Raw genomic sequence first — 23204 nt, 5'->3', positions numbered from 1 at the left:
TCATTCAATCGAATCGGTTCAGGAGCTTCGGCTGAGCTCCCGGTAGCGGGTCGGCGTCATGCCCTCCAGCTTTTTAAAAATCCGGTTAAAATAACTATGCTGATAGCCGACTTGATCGGCGACATCGCTGATCCTCATTTCGGACTCGCGCAAAAGCTCCTTCGCTTTCTCCAAACGCAGCTCCGTTAAGTAGTCGATAAAGTTTTTCCCCGTGACCTGTTTGAACGTCTTGCTGAGGAAAAACGGGTTGGTGCCGGTATGATCCGCACAGTTGTCGAGCGAAATATCGTTCATATAATTTTGCTGCAAATAGATCATCGCTTGCTCGATCATGCGCTTGACCTGTGCATCGGAGCGGCCTGTCAGCTCCTTTTGGAAAGGGACGATCACCTTATCCTGGAACCATTTCAGAATGCGCTGGGGCTCCCGGATCTGGGAAAGCTGCTCATACAAATTCGCCCCTTTAAACAGCCGGTTCGGGTTAATGCCGGACACCATAATGGCATGTTGAACATTGCCGAGCAAATGCAGCATACCCTGCTGCACATCGATTTCCTTCGCTCCTTTGCAGGAAAGCGCTTCAAGGAACGCTGCCAGCATAGCGTGCGCGTCGTCGTCCCGGCCTGTACGAAGCGCCTGAATCAGCTCCCGCTCCAGCGCAAACGGATACTCCGGCTCCGCAGCCTCATCGCCTTCGAGATAATCCTTCTCCATATCGATGATCTGGTTTGCATTTTCAAAATAGCGGTAGCTGACGGCCTGTTTCGTCCTGTCAAAAGCAAGCGGAACATCCGAAACGGACGAAACGGGACGAGAAATCGCGATGGTTACGCGCATTTTCAGAATGCGGTTGATAGACTGCGTCAATTCTTCGCTGAACGTTTCGAACGCTCCCGCGAGGGATTGATTTTCCGGTGTGATGAGCAGAAGTCCAGCCGTGAGATCATGGAAATTCAGGATGTCGCACTGCTCGAAATGGCAGGAAGCCAGCTCCTTGATCATGTTGACAGCCGCAAACGTTACAAGCCCCTCGTCGCCATGGCGGAATGTCCCGTCTATACTGGCCATGCCGACTAACTGGACATACAGCACTGTAAATTGCCGATTTCTCACATCCCATTTAAACCGCTCCATGCGGCGCAGCAAATCTTCCTCGGAGTAATCGTTCAAGTAGCCCTGGAGCAGTTGGTGCAAAAAACTGTCTTTCACATGAGGCAGCTGCTCCGCGAGCTTGGTGTTCAGCTCAAGGCTTTCTTTGTGCAGGCTTTGCCACTGTTTTTCGATCAAGCTGAACTCATCTTCCCGGCCGGCCCAGTTCGCATGACTGCCAAGCAGGGTGACGAGCCGTTTGACAGGCAAATAAATCCGCTGCGACGCCAGCCAAGAGAGCAGAGCCGCCAGCAGGAGCGCGACCAGACTTACGGTGATGATCAGCTTGGAAATAAACACCACAGGCTTGATGATGCTCGTAATCGGAGATGCCGATACATACGTCCAATCGTCCGCGATTCGGGACAAGCTGCCGTAGGAAACCGTGTAGGTCGTCCCTTTGTAATCTAAAAAGAAGGAGCCTTTGGGGGAACCCAAAGCATCGATTTTTTCCCGCAAGGCCATGACAAAAGGAGAGTTGGAAGCGCTACCACTTGCAGAGACATAAAGCTCGCCGGCATTTTGCAGCACAAAGGTTTCCCCGTCATCGTACGGCGTCATCGTTTTCAGCAGGTTCGCAATTTTCTCGTTGTCAAATCGAAACACCAGCACGCCAAAGGGCTGCAAGCTGCCCCCGGGAATATGGTGAATAAGCGTCAAATCCTTCGTCTCAGGGTGGCTCGGATCGAAGGCCCACTGTGTCCAGTAGGTGATATGTTTGCCATGAATAAGCTTATCGTACAGGCCGGATGAAGCCTGATTATCAAGCAGGGTATATTCCGGATTAAAAAGAACGGTGCTCGAACCGCCGATATACAGCTCCGCCTTCTTCACCAGCGCATTGGAGCCCTGCATCGCGATAAGCGTTCTCGTCATATCCTGCGTTCTTTCGAAATTTCTCACGAAGTCGAATCCGTTCAAGCTGTAATCGAATTTATTGTCAAACGCCCAGTGGGATAGCAGCAGCTCCAGGTTGCTCAGTTGGTCGTCCATGTTTTGGGAACGTTGTTCGATTTGCCTGTAATGCAGCTGCAGCAGCTCGCTTTCAACGCGCCCTCCGGCGATCCAATACACCAATGCGCCCATAATGAGTCCCGGAATGCCGGAGACGATAAAAATCATGATCAGGCTTTTTCTAAAAAAGCGGCCTTTTCCGCCATCCGTCCCCCCCTGCATGTTACCGAATCTTGCTTTTACGGTGCTTAGGAGCATGCTCTCACCAACCCATTCGTTAGTTTACCTTCAAGCGAATGACGCTATAACTTCGAGCTTATAACGGAAACAAGCCGGGAGGAAGTTAAATTTCAGAGTTTTTCCCCTACTTTTCCGACTTCTTACTGCAGCATCCGGCAGATAAGGCACCCAAGTCCCGCCAGCCAACAAGCGGAACCTGAGTGCCTGAATACGGCTCCTCGCCTAATTATTCGGTTGTTACTTTTTCACAGCGGCATAAAGCTCGTTCATTTCTTTCACGAGGTCGTCTCCGCCCGATCTCTTCCAAGTCTCGAACGCGGCTTTCAAACCAGCCTCGTCCGTTTGACCGACGATGAATTTGATTCGCGCATCGTTGATAATATTATCGAGCTGCTGGCCTTTTTGCGAATATACTTGGGAAATAAACGGCTCCGCAGGGTTAGCCACTATATACTGCTCCGCTTCTTTCTGAATTTTCGCCGTTTGCAGGCGAAGCGGCGTTTGTTTCACCTTCAGCCCCCGATCCTCCGGAATGAACGGCAGCATTTGGTTCAAGCCCTCAACTTCAGACTCCAGAAGCGCTGTATCTTTGCTAGGCACAATAGCGTCGCCTTCCTTCGTATAGTGCTTGCCTTCCAAACCGTATCCGGCTATTGTGGTGAGCTCCGGCGAATTCATTTGATCGAGGAATTTCAGCACGCGCTTCAAGTCGTCTTCCGTTTTCACGGACGATTTAGGAATGGCGAGCAAGCCAGCGAAACCGGAGGTCGGCAGTGCTTTCAGACCCGCTTTGCCGGTGACGCCAATCATGTTGTCAATATAGTGGACGTCCGGCTTGTCCTTGCCTTCCTTCGCAAGCACTTGATGGATTTTATCGTCCAAACGCGCCGCATTGTCCGTAACGTCGATGATAACGCCGGCTTGATTATTGACGACAGGATCGTTCCATTTCGCCGAATCGAATACGGCAAAGTCCTGGTTGATCAGCTTCTCATCATACAGCTTTTTCATAAATTTCAATGCTTCCAGATATTCCGCCGTTTGATGCTCCGGCATCAGCTTGCCGTCCACGACCCCCCATTTGTTCGGAGAACCGAACCACAGCTTAATAATGTCAAAGCTGCTTGCCCACTGACCGGTCCATTTCACCATGACCATCCCGTAAGTGTCATCCTTACCGTTCTTATCCGGATCTTTCTCTTTAAACGCTTTCAACATATTGTAGAAATCGTCGATTGTTTTTGGCGGCTGCATGCCGACCGCTTCCAACCAGTCTTTGCGGTAGTTGATGCCGTTTCGGCCAAGCGCGCGTCCGCGGTAAACACCGTAGTTTTTGCCATCGATGGAGGAGTTGTTCATAATGATGGCGTTCGCCTGACTAAGTGACGGGTAATCCTTCAAATACTTGCCTACTTCCCAGAACGCGCCGGACTTCGCGGCATTCACAAAGCTCGGATTTTTCACATCAGGCACATAAATGATGCTGGGCAGCTTGCCGGAAGCGAGCGTGATGTTGAATTTATCCGGGTAAGAGGCGTTCGGCACCCACTCCAGATGGATATTCGTATTGGTCCTTTTCTCAATTTCCGTGACAACCGGACCATCGTCTTTCGGGAAATTCGTTTTGAAAATCGGGAGCATGAGCGTAAGATCCAGCGGTGCTTGCTGCTGTGCAGGCGTAGCGGCTGCCGGAGCGGACGCTGCCGCTGCCGAAGGCGTGGTTGCCGCTTCCTTCCCCCCGCTGCTGCAGCCTACAATTGTTGTCATGGCCATCGTACTGACTGCTGCCACGGAAATCCATTTTTTTGAGTTCTTTTTCATGTGATCGCTCCTCCTTTAAAATAGAAACCAATACTCTATCGCAATCCGTTTACCCTTTGACCGATCCAATAAGGACCCCCTTGGCAAAATGCTTTTGCAGGAACGGATAGACGAGCAAAATAGGAATGGTGCCGACAACGATAACCGCCATTTTGATTGGCTGCTCCTGTTGTTTCACGAACTGCGGATCGACCGTACTCATATCGCCGGCCGCCATTTGCGACAGCAGCACGATTTGTCTCAGCATGACCTGAAGCGGCCATTTGGCCGGATCGTTGATGTACAGCAGCGCCGAGAAAAAGTTATTCCAATGGCCCACCGCATAAAACAAAGTGAAGGTGGCCAGCACCGGCATCGATAACGGAAGAACAATGCGCCAGAGCAGACCGAGCTCCGTGCAGCCGTCAATTTTGGCCGCTTCCTCCAGCTCCTGCGGGAGCTCCTGAAAAAAGTTTTTGACGATGATCAAATTAAAGGCGCTGATAGCTCCGGGAATCATCAAAGCCCAAAACGTATCGAGCATATGCAGCTCGCGAACAACGATATAAGTCGGAATCAGACCGCCGCCGAAGAGCATCGAGAAAACGATCAGATTCAATATGGTATTTCGGCCCATAAGCCCTCTTTTGGATAGAGCGTATGCCATCGTTACGGTAAAAAACAAGTTGACAATCGTGCCTACGATCGTAACGTAAAGCGAAACCCATATACTTTTCAGAATCGTATCCGTTGAAAAAATAAACGCGTAAGCCGATAAGGAAAACGTTTTGGGAATCAGAAAGACCGCTCTTTGCGTTAATTCCGTATCCGTCGCGAACGAACCGGCCACCACATAGATGAAGGGTAGAACGGCTACGATACCGATTATACCGAGCAGAATATAATTGCTTACATCGAATAGGGTTCCTGAGAAACTTCTGTATTTTTTAGACAATGTGCCTCTCCTCCTTCCGCTAGTAAATCCCGGGTTGCCCGAAGCGCTTGGCCAGCCAGTTCGTGCCGAGAACGAGGATAACGCCGACGATTGCTTTAAATAACCCGACCGCTGTGCTGTAACTGAACGCGCCTTGCGTGATCCCCATCATATAGACGTAAGTATCGAAAACTTCCGCCGTTTCCCTGTTCAAAGGATTGAGCAGCAAGAAAATTTGCTCGAAACCGTTATCCATGACTTGCCCCATCCGAAGAATGAGAAGAATGACAATCGTACTACGGATAGAAGGCAGCGTAATATGCCACATCTGGCGAAAGCGGTTTGCTCCGTCCATTACGGCAGCCTCGTATTGCTCGACGTCAACGCCCGCCAGAGCCGCAAGGAAAATGATCGTGCCGAATCCGCATTCCTTCCATATCGTCTGAATAATAATCATCGGCCGGAACCACTGGGGACTAGCCAGAAAATCGATTTTGGCACCCGTATGCTCCTGCAGCATTTCATTGACGATCCCGCCTTGCGTAGTCAGAAACACATACGTCAAGCTGGCCACGATAACTAAGGATATAAAATGCGGCACATAGATCAGCGTCTGAACGGCTCTCTTGAAAATCGCCAGGCGTACTTCATTTAAGAGCAGCGCCAACACGATCGGTGCGGGGAAGAAAAACAGCAAATTATATAACGAGAGCAAGAGCGTGTTGCGAAGCAGCATGAAAAATTCAGGGTTTGTGAAAAAAACACGGAAATGCTCCAACCCCACCCAGTCGCTTTTCCAAAAGCCTATAAAGGGCTGATAGTTTTTAAAAGCAAGCAGTACGCCCCACATTGGGACATATTTGAAAATGATGAAATACAACAACCCCGGAGCTAAGAGCAAGTACAGCCATTTGTCCTTGATTAATCGTCCCATTACCGTGGAACGGCGCATTGCTTGCTCACGGGTAGCCGTCTGCGCAATATCTAATGGATGAGGTGCAGCTGCCCGTTTCATCCTCTTCACCTCCAAGAAAGTTGATCGCCTCGCGAGCGGTGTAGATTCAGTATGCGGCTTGGGGCATTTTCCGCCAATCGGACATTTTTGTAAGCCCTTCCAACACGATGTTTACGCCAAAAACAAAATAATGCAAACGCGATAAAACTGTTGAAATCGCCCAACTGGGGCTGTCCCAGACAATATGGAGGCAATCAGCCTCAAAAGCAAAGAAGCTAAGCACATATAAGCGGCTTAGCTCCTTAAGACATTCAACTATTCACTTTTTCCCGGCATCCTATTGCGGCAATGGACAAGCGTCCTCTAGCTCCATCATGGCATTCGGCAGATTATCTTCGAAACGGTTCCAATCCCCGAGCATTTCATCATCGGTTAATAAGCATGCATCCAAAGAAGCCGCAATTTCTGCCCGATCCATTTCCATGCCGATAAATACGACTTTATTGACGCGATCGCCATAAACAGCGTCCCAATGCGTGATTAGATCTCCATCCTCTTCAAGTACGGCTGCTCTTTCCGCATCGGGAAGCGCAGACACCCAATATCCAGCAGGTCCGAAGCGAACAGAAGGTCCTGCCTGGCTCAAGTTCTGCGCGTAATTGTTTCGGGTAGCGAGCCACATCAGCCCCTTGGCTCTAACGATTTCCGCCGGCCAATCCTCCATCCATCTCATCAGCCGCGAAGGCTCGAAGGGCCGAACTCTTTCATACACGAAGGAGGAAATGCCGTATTCTTCGGTTTCCGGCGTGTGGCTTTCCTTCGCCATTTCCTTCATCCAGCCTGCGGATGTGCTAGCCTCCTCGAAATTAAACAGATTCGTATTCAAAATTTCCGCAGCCGCCACCTGCCCATGAACGGAACGAATGAATTTGGCTCTAGGCTGAAGCGTGCGCAGAACGCCTTCCAGCTCGTTCAGTTCATCTTCGTCCAGCATGTCGCATTTATTCAAAATTAGGATGTCGCAGAATTCAATTTGATCAATCAGCAGATCCACAACTTCTCTTGTGTCGTCTTCGCCAACGGCTTGGCTTCGGTCAAGCAGCGTTTCTCCGGAGGAATAGTCCGTCCAGAAGCGGTAGGCGTCCACAACGGTCACCATACTGTCCAAACGGCAGAACTGAGAGAGATCAATGCCCTGCGTCTCATCCTGATATGTGAAGGTTTGGGCAACCGGCAGCGGCTCGCCGACACCGGTCGATTCGATCAGGATATAGTCGAATTTATTCTCTTTGGCAAGCCGCTCCACTTCTTGGAGCAGATCGTCGCGCAAGGTGCAGCAGATACAGCCGTTGGACATTTCAACCAAGCTCTCATTCGTCCGTGACAGGCCGTTGCCCTCCCGAATAAGCCCCGCATCGATATTGACCTCGCTTAAATCATTGACAATGACGGCAACTCGCAGGCCGTCGCGATTATGTAAGACATGGTTTAGCAAGGTTGTTTTGCCTGCTCCTAGATAACCGCTTAAAACGGTGACGGGAATTTTATGATCTGACATCGTGACGCTCCTTTTAATTTGTAATTTTTACGATTTAAGCGGAATCAACAAGCAAACCGATGGTTTGCTGATGGTTCTTTTATTCATTCAACGCTTTCTTTAACGCTTCCAGGTTGTTGGTCATAATACTGATGTAATCCAAGTTTTTCTTCTTTTCTTCATCCGTCAAGCCTTCCAAAGGATTCAGCACTGCCGTTTTCGCGTTGAGCTCTTTGGCGATGGTTTGGGCTACTTTCGGATCGACTAAAGTTTCAAAGAAAATCGTTTTCACTTGGTTGGCTTTCGCAAATGTAATAATATCGGCCATTTGGGCAGGCGACGGTTCTTCTTCAGGAGAAAGTCCGGCGATTGGCACTTGCGTAAGTCCATATTGTTTGGCCAAATAGCCGAATGCCGCGTGCTGTGTGACGAAATCTTTCTGCTTCACTTGTCCGAGACTTGAACGGTAGTTTGCATCCAATTCTTTAAGCTTCCCGATATAGGCATCCGCATTTTTACGGTAATCCTCTTTGTGCGCAGGATCCGCTTGAGACAAGCCGGCCGCAATGGATTCCACTTCTTTTTGCGCAAGCGCCGGATCTAACCAAACATGGGGATCCATCACTTTGCCTCCAGCCGCCTCTTTATGATCTTTGTCCTTGTGATCCTCATCTTCCTCCGGCAATCCTTCCATCAGCTCGATGCCTTTACTGGCTTCAACGACAACCCGCTTCTGATTTCCTGCACTCGAAAGCGCTTGTTCCGCCCAGCCTTCAACGATTCCGTTATAAACGAACACGTCCGCATTCTTCACTTTTTTCATATCTTTGGCGCTGGGCTCCCAATCATGCGGTTCCGCACCGGCAGGTATCAAGGCAATGACCTCCGCATGATCGCCAGCTACTTGTTTGGTGAATTCATACATCGGATAGAACGTTGTCACCACGTTAAGTTTCCCGTTGCTTGAAGAAGAATTAGCGGCACAGCCTGATAACAGCAGCGTTGATAAAGCGGTGAAAGCGAATGATTTGACTAGCCAAGATTGTTTCATGTTATTGAATCCTCCATTTAGGTATGATTTTTTTGATGCTTAAGCCGGCAAGCAAAATGATTAATAATAGGAGCGCTATCGTCCCGCCGGGCGGTGTGCTAAGTTGATAAGAAGCCGTAAGCCCGGAAAACACGCCGAACAGTCCGATCCCCATCGCGATAAACAGGGATGAAGTGAAGCTGGGCGCAATCCGGATAGCCAGCGCTGCAGGAAGAATGATAAGTGCGGAAACGAGCAGCACGCCAACGATAGGCATAGCAGCGGATACAATCATGCCGGTTATGACGCTAAAGCCAAGCGAGATCCATTTCACCGGCAATCCGTTCGTTTTGGCTGTATCTTCGTCGAACGTAATTTGATACAGCGGCCGGCGAAACAGAAAGAAAAACAGACCGCCGACAATGGCAACGGCGAGCATGAGAAGAAGTTCCGTTTCGTTCACGGCAACGACAGAACCAAATAAGTAGGCGGAAAATCCCTTGTTGATGCTTTGGTTAAGACTCATGATAATTACAGCAGAAGACAAGCCTCCAACCATAATAATGGCGACAGAAATTTCACTGTAGGATTTATAGGACCTTCTCACATATTCAACCGCTATCGCCCCCAAGGTCGCTACGACAAATCCGGCTAAGGTAGGGTTGATGTGCAGATAAGCGCCGCCCGCCACACCGGCCAAGGAGACATGCGAAAGCATGTCGGCCATAAGCGCTTGTCTGCGCAGCATTAAATACACGCCGAGAATCGAAGCGATGACGGCAATTAACCCACCGGCACAAAATGCCCGCTGCATGAAGTCGTAGTGCAGCATTTCCATCCGCCTTCCTCCCTTCTCTCCAACTCAATCATCCGGTCCAGATACGGGGCTACTTCGGCAAGATTGTGCGTCACCATAACGACGGTCCGCATGTGATCTCTCACTTGAGCATGCATCAGTTCGTAAAACTTGAGCCGGCTCTCTTGATCCATTCCCGTCGTCGGCTCGTCGAGCACCAGCATATCCGGCTCCTGCGCTAGAGCTCTGGCGATGCATATCCGCTGCTTCTGTCCGCCGGAAAGCTCGCCAATCTTGCGTTTCCGCAAATCCCACATGCCTACCTGCCGAAGGGCCTCTTCTGTCAACTTATCGTCTTCCAAGCGAAGTTTACGGAGCCACGGCCCGCTTGCGTACCTGCCTGAACGAACAAACTCAAGTATCGTGCTTGGGAATCCGCTGTTAAAAGCGGCAATTTGCTGCGAAACGTAGCCTACCCGCAGCTTCTTCCCCTCTCTATTTTTTGGCGAAAGAAAGACGCTCCCTTTCCACGGCTCGATTAAACCCAGCATGAGCTTCAGCAGCGTTGACTTCGCTGCGCCGTTAGGACCCGTCACGACAACAAACTCGCCGGACTGAATTTCCACATTAGCATCTTCCAGACAGGGAATATCGTTATAGCCGAATTCCACCTGATGTAATGAAGCAACTCTCATTCGCATAAACCCCTTTGATTTATATGTAATATTTACGAATTAATATCAAAAAAAAGAACGCCCTCAGCAGTTAATCGATGATTACGATCTGTAATTATTACGAACAAACGTCATTAATAGTAATATTTACGTTTACACCGACAAATATATCTTCTTTCCAAGACGATGTCAATAACGAAATCTTTAGCCTTGCAGGGATTCGTCTTTTATACTACAATTTAATTCGTAATAATTACATTTATACATAATAGCAAAGGAGTCATCTATGAGTAAAGTGCCCGTCATCGTAATGAGCGGATTTCTAGGCAGCGGTAAAACGACTCTGCTTCTTCGCATGCTCCGGGAAGCCGCCGCCTTTCAACTTTTGCCTGCGGTTCTGATGAATGAGTTAGGGAAGCAAGATGTCGACGGACACCTTCTGCAAGAGGCTTCTCCCGATCTTAACCTGGCCAAACTGCTCGATGGCTGCATCTGCTGCAGCAAGAAAAGCGATATTAGCGATTCCATGAAACAACTGTTATTGCGCAAACCGGATGTCATACTCATCGAGCTGACAGGTGTCGCGAACCCGGAAGAAATCGTCGATGCGCTGACAGAGCCTGCGCTGCTTCCTCATGTGAAGCTTCATCAGGTCGTCACTGTGCTTGACGCTGAACATGTGCTTGAATATAACAGCATTTTCGCATCAGACCGGGAGCTCGTTCATACGCTTAGAAGACAGATGGAAGTGGCCGACCTGCTTTTGCTTAATAAAATCGATCTGGTCACAGACAAGCAGTTGAAGTCCATCGAAAAAACAGTTCGTAAATACAATGAACGCTCTCTGCTACTGCACACGACGCATAGCCTGTTTGATTTAAACTTCATTTTCGGCGGTCTGTCATCCAGGCAGCAGCAGCCGTCAAGCTCAATCGTTTTCAACAAAAACATGAGCCTGCAGGCTGTGAAACCGATAAAAGAGCCGAATAAGACGGCCGAACATGCCGCTTCTTTTTCACGCATCCAAACGCTGGCCATTCCCATTGAGGACGATCGACCGATTACAAAGCGCTACGTGGAACTTTATTTGGCAAAATGGGGCAAAAAGCTCCTTCGGGCGAAAGGCTATTTGCGAATCGGCAATGGCGATAATCGCGAAGCATATCTTATGCAATTTGCAGGCAACCGCACCAATTGGCAGCCGACCGCTTTTCAAGGAACGCCTTATCTGATCCTCATAGGCCTTGATCTGGACAGCCATTCTCTTGAGAATGACTGGAATAATTATCAGTAAGGAGTTTCCCACTATGCCAAGTGTTTCACTGTCCCAAATCCTGCAAACCGAACAAATACAATCCTTTAAAACCATTTTTGTCAGCATCCTGCTGGAAGCCGTTCCCTTCATTATCCTTGGCGTGCTGCTCTCGTCGCTGCTGCAAACGTTTGTATCGGAACAAACCATTCGCCGGTTTATACCGAAGAACCCTATCCTCGGCATCTTGTTTGCCTGCTTGCTCGGTATCCTTTTCCCGATGTGCGAATGCGGCATGATTCCCGTTGTGCGAAGGCTTATTCTCAAAGGAATGCCTGTCTACATTGCCGTTGTCTTCATTATAACGGGGCCTATTATTAACCCTGTTGTTTTTGCAGCGACGTTCATGGCATTCCGCAATCATCCAGCTATCGCCTATTCCCGGATGGGGCTGGCTTTTGCCGCGGCTGTGATCATCGGACTTATCCTTTACCGGTTTATCAAACGCAATCCGCTGCGCAACAGCCGCGCCAACTTTTCGAATCAAGAAGATGGGGAAGGCCACCAGCACCAAGGAGGAGGCTTCTCCAGCAAAATCAACACCTTTTTCGTACATGCCTCGAATGAGTTTTTCGAAATGGGAAAATATCTTGTTTTCGGCTCCATGCTAACGGCTCTCATTCAAATTTTTATGCAGCGCGAAAGTCTCCTTGCCATCGGCCAAGGTCCGCTCAGCTCTCATTTGTTTATGATGGGCTTCGCCTACATTCTTTCTTTATGTTCGACCTCGGATGCATTCGTAGCTTCATCTTTTCAGACATCGTTTACATCCGGCTCTCTGCTAACCTTTCTAGTATTTGGTCCTATGCTGGATTTCAAAAGCACGCTGATGCTGCTCTCCGTATTCAAATCGAAATTTGTGCTTATTCTCTCTGTACTCATTATCATCACGGTGCTCGCTTGCTCGCTGCTTTTTGAACATTTATTTTTGCTATGAGGGAGGAATGTCCATGAGCCAGGCTCGCTTAATCAGTTTTCATTATTGTATCCGCACCTTGATTTTGCTCGGATTTTCCAGCTATATCGTGGTCCTTGTCAAATCGGACGCTCTCCAATTTTACATAGCGCCGCGAATGATGATCTTCGTAAAAGTTGCTGCCGTCGTGTTATATGTCATTGCCTGCTTTCAAGGTTATATGGCATTGCGTTCCTATTGGGGAAAACCCGTAGCCTGTGAGTGTGAGCAGCCTGTTTCCCGCTCATCTTGGCGCAATACGGCTGCCTACGGGCTGCTGATTTTGCCGCTGTTAATCGGCTTTTTGCTTCCGGATACGGCCCTAAGCTCTTCCATGGTCGCCGCCAAAGGGATGAATCTTTCCGCTGCCAAATCCTCGATCGCAAAGGCAAGCACAGCCTCAAGTGAAAATCCGGCCGGCCAAGGGGAGATTGCTGCTCCCGCTTCCACGCCTGCGCCTGCGATCACCCCGTCCGTTTCCAATACGGAGACGCCGGCTGCCGCGGAAACAGATGCTGCCCTGCAGAAATTGTTCCACGCGGATAACGAATGGGATGAAGACTTTGCCAAAATCGGCATGATTCTCTACAAAAAGGATACCATTGTCGTCAAACCGGAAATCTACATGGAAATTCTCTCGTCGATTGACCTTTTTAAACAAAATTTTATCGGGAAAAAAATTGAACTCTCCGGCTTCGTCTATCGTGAGGACAACATGAAGAGCAATCAATTTGTCGTGGGGCGATTTGCCGTTAGCTGCTGTTCCGCGGATGCTACGCCCTACGGCGTCATGATCGACTTCCCAACCGCTCAGACTTACCCCAAAGACATGTGGGTCAAGGTCACCGGTACCATTCAAAATGGCAGCTACAATGACAACGATATTTTTGTCATCAAAGCTGCCAGCATTGAAAAGATCGCAGCACCAAGCTCGCCCTATATTTATCCGAATTTCGAGCCGCTGAAAGAGCTTAACTAAGCTAGGGTACTGTATTTATAGGGGATTTGGTATATAATAGAAGCTTAAATACCGCGAAACATGTCGATTTTTCGTCGGTATTTGTCTATATAGTCCAAAGGAGTTATCCAGTACCTATGCTGCACGAAATAAAAGCGAACCAGAGGAAAAAGATCAGCTTAGCCACGCTTCTGACAGGGCTGGTCTGCCTTTCCGTCCTTTTGACTTTAAGCATTCTGCTCGCTGCTTCCTATGAATCGAAAAAAAGGTCCCTGATCGACACGACGCTCACTTTGAACTTTTCGAGCGCAGGCAAAATGAGCCAGACGATCAACTCCTTGTTTAAATCCATGCGAAGCAGTCTGCAATATTCAGCAAACATTTTTTCAAATGTAAACGCTATGAATCCAGATGAAGTATATGCAAGTCTCGAATTAATGCGTCACAGCAGCAATTATTTTAATTCCATTTCAATCGTGGATGAGACGGGTCTTGTTCGGAATGTGTCGCCCTCGTCCACAGGCACAGCTGGAAAATATATTACGACAGAAGCGGCGAAAGCTGCATTGGCATCGCAAAAGCCCTACCTCTCCAAACCGTACATTGCCGCAAGCACCAACCGCCTCATCGTCTTTATGAGCGAGCCGTTATTCGACAAAGAAGGTACTTACCGCGGTTTCATCGGGGGCACGCTTTATCTGCAAGAGTACAATATATTGAATATGATTTTCGGGAGCAACCCGACGGATAAAGTAGGTTCCTATTTTTACATCGTCGGATCGGACGGTCATCTGCTGTTCCATCGCGACACAACACGGCTAGGCGAGGATATCAGCGCCAATCAAGTCGTTAACAAGCTTATTCAAGGTCAAAGCGGCTACGAACAGATGGTCAATTTACATGGCGAATCTTTGCTGGCGGGTTATGTAAAAGTTCCCGAAAATGGCTGGGGCGTCGTTGTCGTGTCCCCAATCAGCGTCGTCTATGAGCAATTAATGCGTCATATCAAATCCGTTCTGTTGTACACGATGCTCCCGTTCTCGATATTCATGTTAATCGTCATCGGGCTTGCGCGCAGATTAGCGCGGCCATTCATTTCCTTGGCCGATCTGGTTGGCAAAATCGGTCGGGAACATGTCGAGCTGCCTGAAGGAAAACAGCACTGGAACCGTGAGGTCGATTTGTTATCGACAGCAGTCAGATATGCGTTAACGGCTATTAAAAAACAGACCGATCAATTGACGCTCGATGCCATGACAGATCCGTTAACCGGACTTACAAACCGCAGAACGCTCGAAGCCATCATGCATAAGTGGATAGAGGAAGGAACTTCATTCTCCGTCATTATCATGGATCTTGATCGGTTTAAATCTATTAATGACACGTATGGGCATCAAGCAGGGGATGAAGTGTTGAAGCATTTCGCGAAAATAGTGACCTCAACCGTTCGGCCAAGTGATGTGTGCTGCCGATTCGGAGGCGAAGAGTTCATTGCCCTTATTCCACAAGCAAGTGCAGAAGAGGCTTATCTTGTTGCCGAACGAATTCGCATTACGCTGCAAAATAAGGATAATCCTGTCCGGCAGCCGATTACGGTCTCGCAGGGCATCGCCCACTATTCCTCCCACTCAGACTCGGCTGAAGAGCTGATTCATTTGGCCGACCAGGCCTTGTACAAAGCTAAGGAAACCGGCAGGAACCGCACCATTATTGCGGATATCGGGGGGAAATAGCTGTAGCTGTTTCGATATGATAAAAGGGGCTCTCCCGCAGGTCTTCATACCTAGCGAGACAGCCCCTTTATCTATCCCTATGCGGGATTTAATTCCCCTGCTTCTTCACGATTCCCATTAACCCATGTAAAGTTCTGACAAAATCGCTCCCCGACAACCGTCCTAATCCTCCATATGCGCAGTCCAATTCATTATACGCCGTGACCCGGTCTCTTCGGATGCTTGGCCCGTAAATGAGAACCGGAACCGGATCTCCCGTGTGTTCGCCAACTTCGCAAGGCGTAGAATGATCGGCAGCCAGGGCAAGATAAGTATCCTCCGGCAGCGAATGTAAAATAAGCCCCACCATCCGGTCAAACAGCTCGATAGCTGCTGCTTTTTCAAACGGCAAGTTATCATGGCCTTTGACATCAGGTGCTTTCATATGCACATAAACCATGTCATTCGCCGCTATCTCTTCGATGGCCCATTTCGCTTTTAATTCGATATTCGTATCTATGTTGCCTGTCAACCTACTGTCCGTCATCGTCTTAAAGCCTGCTAATTGGGCCACGCCTAGCACCGTGCTTTCTCCTGCAATACAACTCCCGCTTATACCAAATTGCTTGGCAATCGGTTCAAGATCGGCCATTTGACCGGCTCCCCTGGTCAGAATAAAATTCGCAGGCAGTTTCCCCTGCTCAAGACGCTCTGCATTAACAGGATGATTCAGCAAAATGTCACGCGATTTTTGAAGAAAAAGATTTACAATCCAGGCTGTTCGCTTGGATGCCTCCGATGAATCCAGCGGTTTTATCGCTAGATAAGGCATGCCATCGTTTGGTGCTTTGGGATCAGAATCGCTGATTTGATCGCTCAACCCATCGCCGCGCAGAATAAGAACCGCCCGATGCTCCGTGGCCTCTCTGAAATAAACGTCAATTCCGTCAATCTCCATGCCGTCGATAGCTGCTGCTAATTCATCTGTCCCCTCTCGAATCCGGCCGGCTCGGCGATCAACGACGATTCCGTCCTCATTGACCGTAGCAAAGTTACAGCGCAAGACGACATCTCCCGACTGAATGTCCATACCGATGCCTAAAGCTTCGATTGGCCCTCGTCCTGGATAGCGATGCGGCGGATAACCGAATAAAATGAGATGTCCCATATCCGTTCCCACCGGAATTCCGGGACTAATCAAATCCATCATTCCCGTAATCCCACTTGCTGCCAACAGATCCAGATTAGGCGTTTTCGCGTATTCCAATGGAGTTTCATGATTCAACAGCGGATGTGGACGGTCCCCCAAACCGTCAGCAATAGCCAGAATAACTTTTCTTTTTAGCATGGTTTCCTCCGAATGTTTTTATAATCCCAGTATTTTAAACCAGGTAAATAAAGATAAACTAATTACGCAAGCGCCAATAAAACAAGTCACAATGGCATACTTCACTTGATCTAAGACGGAAAAATACCCTGTTCCAAAATAAATCGTATTCACCTTCGAATGCGGAGGGAGAGTGATGGTATAGGTCATCGTCATTGCAGCAGCTAATGCCAGCGGTACTGGATCGATGCCTAATGTTTTGGCCAGAGCAATGAACGCCGGGATTAAGATCGTCACACGTACGGTTTTACTTGTAAATATAAGATGACTGTACATGCTCAGGAACACGACCACCACGTAAACCAGCGCATGACTCATATGTTCCAAGCCTAAGAACGTCACCAATTTCTTGATGATCCATTCCGCGCCTTTGGATTTATCCAATGCATTGCCGACAGCGTACGCCCCGGCAGCGAAAATCATGAGCTCCCATTTGATATTTGCTTCTTTCCATGTAAGTACCCCTACTCTAGGTAGCAGGCAAAAAAGTGCTGCAAGCACCGCTGTCTGTTCCGTGCTCAGTGCAAAACCGAACCACCCTTTTTGATAATCGCCTGTAGCCCAAAGGATTACGGTACAAACAAAGATAATTAAAGCTTTCTTTTCATTCAGCGAGAAAGATCCCAGCTTTCTCAGCTCTTCCTTCAATGTGCTCATGGCATTTTCAAATCTGGACTCGCCTTTAATAGAGAAGAGCTTAAATCCAATGAGAAAGGTCAATCCCATCGTAATAATAGCCGTAGGCATAGATGCTAATAGCCAATCGATATAGCCGATATGCCCGCCCGCTTGTTCATTGATGAAGCCTACGGCGATGATGTTGCCCGATGTGGCCGTCATAACGCCGGATGTCGCGATCGCGTCTGCTTGGACGCCTTGCAGCATCATCAATTTCCCAAGATTGCTTGTACCCGGAACTGCCCGATACACTTCTAACAGAATCAAGCAAATAGGAACCATTAGCGTAGCTCTTGCCGTTGTCGAAGGTACGAAAAAAGCAAGAACAAAGTTAATGATAATAAGGACGAGCAGCGTTCTCTTCGGCGTTTTCCCGAAGCTCGTAACCATCCACAAGGCGAATCTTCTGCCCAAATTAGATTTCATCATCGCAGACGTGAGGATGAATGCCGCAACCATCAACCAAATGACGTCAAAACCTAATGTTCCGAAGGCCACATCTTGATCTTTCACAGCTCCGGTTAAAGGAAGCAGCAAAATCGCAATGATCGATGTTAAATAAATGGGAATGGGTGTGGTGATCCAAAGGATTAACGATCCCGTAAAAATAGCAATTGCTTTCTGTGCCTCTGCGCTTAAGCCTTGCGGGGTGGGCATGAAGAATAGAAGCAATCCCACAATAACCGCAAGGGGGAACCCCCACTTTTTCATGAAGTTTTCCGCTCTGCTGCTCTTTGGGCGAGACGGCTCCTTGCCTTCCTTTTCTTCCGTAGTCCGTTCATTTGTCATCTCTCATTCTCCTCAGTAGTGATTAAGCCTGCTCGAACTGGTGTTAACCTTCATAATGAGCCACACTTCTTCTTCCATCGTCCCCAAAATGTTATCGCTTTCATTTCTAAAATACGTGGAGCCTTTAAAATCGAGTTTCCACCAAACCATTCACCGGGTACGCTTCCCATTGACATCCTCCTTTTAGTTAACCGTTTGCAATTTTAGTATATTCGCGCTACTGTTATTATACAATTTGATTATATTTGAATAATCATAACATAACGTTATAGTTTATTTTTAGAAAAGGATGTGTTGAATCATGAATCTATCCAAGCTGCAGACCTTTATTACGCTCTCGGAATGCCTTAATTTCACAGAAGCGGCCGAACAGCTCTACTGCTCCCAACCATCCGTAAGCATGCAGATTCAGAGCATGGAAGAAGAACTGGGGGTTCCCCTTTTTGACAGGATCGGAAAAAAATTATACCTAACGAAACAAGGCGAACATTTCAAGCCGTACGCGGAACAAATTATTAACTTGCTTCATTCAGCTAAAGATCATATCCGGCAGCTGGAGGATTTATCTTTCGGAACCTTATCCATAGGAGCAAGCAATTTTGTCGGCGTATACCTGCTTCCCAAAATGCTGCGAGAATACGCCACAGAGTTCCCAAATATCAAAATAAATATGCATATCACATCATCCAACCACCTGATTCACATGCTCGATACGAATAAAGTCGATTTCTTGATTTTGTCCGATCGCGTGCGGATTGATGAGACCCGCTATCAACAGACCACATTTTATCAGGACGAGCTCGTCCTTATCGTTAGTCCTTCCCATCATCTGGCCCAAAAACAGCAGTGTACACTAGAAGATTTGGTTAACGAAACCTTCATTTTAAAACCGGACAAATCCGCTACCCGCCTTTACTTAGAAGATCAATTTCGAAAGTACGGCTTCTCCCCTCCTAAATATTTGGAAATCAGCAATCTTGAGGGGATCAAACAAGGTGTCATTCATGAACTCGGTGTCTCCATCGTTTCTAGCTTTGCTATTCAGCAGGAAATCAAGCATGGTCTGCTAGTTAAGATCCCTATTGAGGGAATCCAATTCCTTAGAGGCATCAGCTATGTTTATCATCGCAACAAACATTTTTCGCCTGCGGCCAAAAAGTTCATCCCTTTATTGGATGGAACGGTTTTTAAAGAGGTATAGGAAAGACCCAGCCTGTAGCTGGTCCTTGTCTAAACTCGTATGTTGGAGCGTACGGAGGAACTCTGCGGATCGTAGATAGATTTGGAGTAGAATTTAAAAAAAGTTCTCGAATCTACGTATGCTCTCAAAAAAATTTACATAATTATGTAATAAAAACCATATTCAAGGTGTCTAATAATGTGTGGAATAATTTAGGAAATACAAATCAACGTAATGAAAAAGTGCGCGTTAAAGCAGGAATAATATGGGGTTAATATGAAAAAAACTCTCATTTTACTACTTAGTATAAGTGTTGCTACATTTGCTATTTATCTATATTACAATCAAAGTCCAAACGCTTCAAAACATGCTACCGCAAGAGATACTTTAATAAATTTCTATGATTTATACGTTACTAGTGTTGACAACACCGGTGAATTCTTTCCAGATCATAATGCACAATTGGTCGTACAATATCGTTTTTGGTACGGGGACATACAAAATTATCGCATTGTGAAGATTAGGGATATTAGCCATCCTAAACAGAAGTCTATATTTGATGTTCGTGAAAAAGGCAAACAAAAAGAAGCTTCGGTAGAGGTTATGGTAAAAGGAAAATCTCGTCATTATGTTGATACAGTCACATTAGAACTAATAGAAGGAAAATGGCTTATTGTTGATTATTGGAGTACGAGTCAAGAAGATTGGCCTAAGATGCCTTAACTAAATAAAGTACAGCTGCTTCCTAAAAACCGTCAGGGTAGTTTACCCGGCATAACTTGAGATCCGCCTGATGGAGGGAACTCCGCTCCCTTATTTTGGAGAAAATCGACATTTCGGGATTGAAGGGGAACTACAGGGTTTTATTTCGCCACAAAGACCTACCTATCTGCTCGGATGGTGGAATAGCGGACCCCAGTTCCCTCTTCCCTGCCTAGTAGGCTGTTTCTAGCAAAATAACGCCCTATAGTCCCCTGGCTCATCCCAAACCCCGTTACAGGACCTTCATCACAGACTTTCAGGAGATGGATATTTAAATAAGCTGCCCTTCGGTAAATGCTTCCGATGGGCAGCTTTTTAATTCTTCAGCGAGCTCTGCATTAGATCATCGCGATTGGGAAACAGCGCTTTTTCGAGCTTCGGTACAAATATGACCAGCAGCAGAGACCTCGCTGTGCAAAATACGAGGAAGGCCATCCAGAGTCCGTCGTTATGCAACTTGTCTACCAGCAGCAACCGGGCCGCCAGAAATAGCAGCATTGCCCCGATCATCGTGTTTCGAATGGGGCGGGTAACTGAAGTACCCGTAAATACGCCATAATACACAAGACCTAAACTTGATAAAAAAGGGAATAAAACCAGCCACACACTGTAGCGATTAGCTTGATCCGCCACCGTGTGTATACTTGTAAAAAGAGCGATGGTCTCATCCTTCAACAAATAAAATAGAGCAGCCACCGAAACGGAAGCAAATAGGGACCACTGCCATGATAAACCGACCGTTTTCCGGAAGGTTTCACGATCTTTCGAACCTACGGCTCGCCCAGCCATAATACTGCTTGCGTTCGCTAAGCCATCAAAAAAGTAAGCCATCATAAACTGAATTTGCATAAGAATGGCATTAGCCGCCAATACTTCCGTACCGAAGGAGGCGCCAGCTGCCGTGAACAGGTTAAATACAGCCAATAGACAAGCTGTTCGGATCAACAGATCGCTATTGACCGCCATGCTCTTTTTCATTTTGGAAATAGACGCTGACTTCTTGACCTGGGTCCACCTCAGCTTGAGCGGCACCAACCGGATAATGAAACCTATCCCCAGTAAAAGCGCCCCGCCTTCCGCAAGAAGCGTAGCTGCAGCAACGCTGCCAACCCCTAAATGAAAGCCGTGAACAAATAACAGGCACAGCAAGATGTTGAGCACATTCATAGCGATTTGCAAAAACAGCGAAAACTTGATTCTTCCCATCCCCATCAGCCAACCGAGAATAACATAGTTAATCAAGGTAATGGGCGCGCCCCAAATACGTATGTAAAAATAGTGCGAAGCGATTGCTCTAACTTCATTTTCTGGGTTGATCACATGTAAGCAAGCTTGTAATATCGGCCATTGCAGCACCACAAACAGCATGCCTAGCAGCGTTGCAAGCACAAGCGGGCGCAGCAGTTCTTCGATTTGCAGGTCCCGGTCTCCTTGACCCAAAGCTTGTGCTGCAAATCCGGAGGTGCTGACGCGCAGAAACCCAAATAGCCAATATAAGGTATTGAATATAAGCGTACCCACGGCAATCCCGCCCAAATAAGCCGGATGATGAAGCTGTCCGGCTACGGCCGTATCCACCGCCCCCAAGAGCGGCGTCGTCATGGTCGATAAGGTCAGTGGAATCGCCAATTTCAAATAAGATCTATGATTTAATCTCTTCATCTTAATTACATAACGCTTCGTTAACAGCGATCCTTTCCTTTAGATGCCAGGCAGTACGGCCTGCAGCAGCCGCCGGCCAGCCGGGTGCTGCAGCTCATCAAGCCTCGTTGCGTCGTCCAGCGTTTCGACGATCTCGCCTTGTTCCATGACCGCGACGCGATCCGCAAGCAATCGCACGGCTGCCAAATCATGCGAGATGAACAAATACGAGAGCCCATACCGCTCCTTCAACTCCGCGAGCAGGCGCAAAATGCTCGCTTTCACGAGCACATCCAAGCTGTTGACCGCCTCATCCAGCACGATCAGCTTCGGATAGAGCGCAATCGCACGGGCGATGCAAATCCGCTGCAGCTGCCCGCCGCTGAACTGATGCGGATACTTCCCGGCGTCGTCTTTATGCAAGCCGACCACTTCGAGCAGCTCGCGTACCCGCCGGGATTGCTCGGATGCCGTCATGCGCTCATGCACCCGCAGCGGCTCGGCAATGATGCTCTGCACGGTCATGCGCGGGTTCACCGCGCTGTGAGAATCCTGAAACACCAGCTGCATGTCGCGCCGCAGCAGCTTGCGCTCTTTAGCCGGAACGCCATGCAAGCTGCGTCCAAGGAACTTGGCTTCGCCGCGATCCGGCCGCTCCAGGCCGAGCACGATTTTGCCCAGCGTGCTTTTGCCGGAGCCGCTTTCGCCAACGATGGCAAGACACGTCCCTTCGTCGAGACGAAGCGACACGTTCTTCACCGCTTCAATTTCCGTACGCCGGCGCCAAACGAACGAAGCGCCTGAATGGTACGTTTTTGACACATTGTTCAATTCCAATATACAACGCATGCTTTCACCTGCCAGCCGATTGATGTGATCGTACCCAATGCCCCGGCTCCACTTCGATGAAGTCCTCATCCGCGGTTTCTTCCGCTTCCGCAGAAACGGTCGTGCTGCCGAAGCCCTCCCGCGCAGCCAACAACGCCTGCGTATACGGATGACGCGGACGGTTGAACAGGAGCTTGGCGGGTCCTTTTTCCACCATGATGCCCCCGCGCATCACGGCCACTTCGTCCGCAAGCTTCGCCATGACGCCAAGATCATGCGATACGATCAGCATGCTCATGCCGCTTTGCTCGCGCAGTCTTTGCAGCTCTTCCAATATCGCGAACTGCGTCGTCGTATCGAGCGCCGTCGTCGGTTCATCGGCGATAAGCAGCTTCGGCTGCAAACAAGCGGCTATTGCGATCATGATGCGCTGCAGCATCCCCCCGCTCAGCTCAAAGGGATACATGCGCAGCACCCCCTCTCCATGCGGCAGCTGAAAGCGCTGAACTTGCTTACAGGCGAGCCTGTGCGCTTCCGCTCTGCTCATTGCCATGTGAGAACGGATCGTCTCGGTAAAGTGAACGCCGATCGTTACCGTCGGATTAAAGGCCGCCATCGGATTTTGCATAATCAAAGCGATGTCCTGACCGCGCAGTTGACGCATTCTTGCCTCGGGCTGCTGGAGCAGTTCCTCGCCGCAAAAACGAATGCTGCCCTTCACTTGCTGTTTAGCGCTGAACAGCCGAAGTATCGCCGAGCATATCATCGTTTTGCCGCTGCCACTTTCGCCTGCAATGCCTAACACTTGTCCTTGCATTAACGTCAAATGAATGTTGCTCACCACACGTTTCATGCGCCCGCCTTGAACAGGAAGATCGACTTGCAAATTGCGAATGTCCAGAATGACCGTTTGTTCCATACGCAGCTCCTTTC

20 protein-coding genes are annotated in these 23204 nt (G+C 48.5%); 6 read left to right on the top strand and 14 right to left on the bottom strand.

Annotated features, from left to right (window positions below; all coding sequences use genetic code 11):
* Positions 1-18 precede the first annotated feature (18 nt).
* The 8 genes from AC3WRW_RS11635 to AC3WRW_RS11600 form a co-directional block, all read right to left on the bottom strand.
* The gene (locus tag AC3WRW_RS11635; RefSeq protein WP_492546482.1) at positions 19-2271 is read right to left on the bottom strand and encodes a helix-turn-helix domain-containing protein; all 2253 of its coding nucleotides are present in this window, start codon (positions 2269-2271) and stop codon (positions 19-21) included.
* Between the two features lie 309 nt (positions 2272-2580).
* The gene (locus AC3WRW_RS11630) at positions 2581-4164 is read right to left on the bottom strand and encodes an extracellular solute-binding protein (protein WP_492546481.1); all 1584 of its coding nucleotides are present in this window, start codon (positions 4162-4164) and stop codon (positions 2581-2583) included.
* A 49-nt stretch (positions 4165-4213) separates the two neighbouring features.
* Positions 4214-5098 (bottom strand): carbohydrate ABC transporter permease, encoded by an 885-nt coding sequence (locus AC3WRW_RS11625; RefSeq protein ID WP_492546480.1) that lies wholly within the window; start codon positions 5096-5098, stop codon positions 4214-4216.
* Positions 5099-5117: 19 nt separating this feature from the next.
* Positions 5118-6029 carry an ABC transporter permease gene (locus tag AC3WRW_RS11620; RefSeq protein ID WP_492546499.1) on the bottom strand — a complete coding sequence of 304 codons (912 nt, stop codon included), beginning with the start codon at positions 6027-6029 and terminating at the stop codon, positions 5118-5120.
* 340 nt (positions 6030-6369) lie between these two features.
* Entirely contained in the window at positions 6370-7590 is a 1221-nt protein-coding gene (locus AC3WRW_RS11615; RefSeq protein WP_492546479.1) for a GTP-binding protein, read from the bottom strand.
* Positions 7591-7669: 79 nt separating this feature from the next.
* Complete coding sequence (locus tag AC3WRW_RS11610; protein WP_492546478.1) at positions 7670-8620, bottom strand: metal ABC transporter substrate-binding protein; 951 nt, start codon at positions 8618-8620, stop codon at positions 7670-7672.
* A gap of 1 nt (position 8621) precedes the next feature.
* Positions 8622-9437, bottom strand: a complete 816-nt coding sequence (locus tag AC3WRW_RS11605) for a metal ABC transporter permease (protein ID WP_492546477.1) — start codon at positions 9435-9437, stop codon at positions 8622-8624.
* Positions 9383-10090 carry a metal ABC transporter ATP-binding protein gene (locus AC3WRW_RS11600; protein WP_492546476.1) on the bottom strand — a complete coding sequence of 236 codons (708 nt, stop codon included), beginning with the start codon at positions 10088-10090 and terminating at the stop codon, positions 9383-9385. Before AC3WRW_RS11600 ends, AC3WRW_RS11605 begins: the two co-directional genes overlap by 55 nt.
* Before the next feature lie 265 nt (positions 10091-10355).
* Between AC3WRW_RS11600 and AC3WRW_RS11595 the strand changes: the two genes are divergently transcribed.
* The 4 genes from AC3WRW_RS11595 (at position 10356) to AC3WRW_RS11580 (ending at position 15027) form a co-directional block, all read left to right on the top strand.
* Positions 10356-11363, top strand: coding sequence for a CobW family GTP-binding protein (locus AC3WRW_RS11595; RefSeq protein ID WP_492546475.1), 1008 nt, complete (start codon positions 10356-10358; stop codon positions 11361-11363).
* Between the two features lie 13 nt (positions 11364-11376).
* A complete protein-coding gene (locus AC3WRW_RS11590; RefSeq protein ID WP_492546474.1) occupies positions 11377-12318 on the top strand; it encodes a permease in 942 nt (313 codons plus the stop codon).
* Positions 12319-12331: 13 nt separating this feature from the next.
* A complete protein-coding gene (locus tag AC3WRW_RS11585) occupies positions 12332-13315 on the top strand; it encodes a TIGR03943 family putative permease subunit (RefSeq protein WP_492546473.1) in 984 nt (327 codons plus the stop codon).
* Between the two features lie 116 nt (positions 13316-13431).
* Positions 13432-15027 (top strand): sensor domain-containing diguanylate cyclase, encoded by a 1596-nt coding sequence (locus AC3WRW_RS11580; protein ID WP_492546472.1) that lies wholly within the window; start codon positions 13432-13434, stop codon positions 15025-15027.
* Positions 15028-15115: 88 nt separating this feature from the next.
* On the opposite strand, the gene apgM is transcribed toward AC3WRW_RS11580, so the two are convergent.
* From apgM to AC3WRW_RS11565, 3 genes are read right to left on the bottom strand one after another with little or no spacing between them, the layout of a single operon-like run.
* The gene (apgM, locus tag AC3WRW_RS11575; protein ID WP_492546471.1) at positions 15116-16354 is read right to left on the bottom strand and encodes a 2,3-bisphosphoglycerate-independent phosphoglycerate mutase; all 1239 of its coding nucleotides are present in this window, start codon (positions 16352-16354) and stop codon (positions 15116-15118) included.
* An 18-nt stretch (positions 16355-16372) separates the two neighbouring features.
* Positions 16373-17860, bottom strand: a complete 1488-nt coding sequence (locus AC3WRW_RS11570) for an SLC13 family permease (protein WP_492546470.1) — start codon at positions 17858-17860, stop codon at positions 16373-16375.
* Positions 17861-17872: 12 nt separating this feature from the next.
* On the bottom strand, positions 17873-18010 hold the full coding sequence (locus tag AC3WRW_RS11565; RefSeq protein WP_492546469.1) for a hypothetical protein: 138 nt from the start codon (positions 18008-18010) through the stop codon (positions 17873-17875).
* A 151-nt stretch (positions 18011-18161) separates the two neighbouring features.
* On the opposite strand from AC3WRW_RS11565, the gene AC3WRW_RS11560 reads away from it, so the two are divergent.
* Both AC3WRW_RS11560 and AC3WRW_RS11555 read left to right on the top strand, forming a co-directional pair.
* Positions 18162-19061 carry a LysR family transcriptional regulator gene (locus AC3WRW_RS11560; protein WP_492546468.1) on the top strand — a complete coding sequence of 300 codons (900 nt, stop codon included), beginning with the start codon at positions 18162-18164 and terminating at the stop codon, positions 19059-19061.
* A gap of 255 nt (positions 19062-19316) precedes the next feature.
* Positions 19317-19763, top strand: coding sequence for a hypothetical protein (locus tag AC3WRW_RS11555; RefSeq protein ID WP_492546467.1), 447 nt, complete (start codon positions 19317-19319; stop codon positions 19761-19763).
* A 354-nt stretch (positions 19764-20117) separates the two neighbouring features.
* Here AC3WRW_RS11555 and AC3WRW_RS11550 read toward each other — a convergent pair whose 3' ends face one another.
* The 3 genes from AC3WRW_RS11550 to AC3WRW_RS11540 are packed head-to-tail and all read right to left on the bottom strand — an operon-like array spanning position 20118 to position 23190.
* Positions 20118-21464: an MATE family efflux transporter gene (locus AC3WRW_RS11550; RefSeq protein ID WP_492546466.1), complete on the bottom strand. Its 1347-nt coding sequence runs from the start codon at positions 21462-21464 to the stop codon at positions 20118-20120.
* Between the two features lie 39 nt (positions 21465-21503).
* Entirely contained in the window at positions 21504-22292 is a 789-nt protein-coding gene (locus tag AC3WRW_RS11545) for an ABC transporter ATP-binding protein (RefSeq protein WP_492546465.1), read from the bottom strand.
* Positions 22293-22296: 4 nt separating this feature from the next.
* The gene (locus AC3WRW_RS11540; protein WP_492546464.1) at positions 22297-23190 is read right to left on the bottom strand and encodes an ABC transporter ATP-binding protein; all 894 of its coding nucleotides are present in this window, start codon (positions 23188-23190) and stop codon (positions 22297-22299) included.
* Positions 23191-23204: the final 14 nt, after the last annotated feature.

Source organism: Paenibacillus sp. FW126-R14, assembly GCF_058789495.1.
This window is presented reverse-complemented; position numbering and strand designations above follow the sequence as displayed.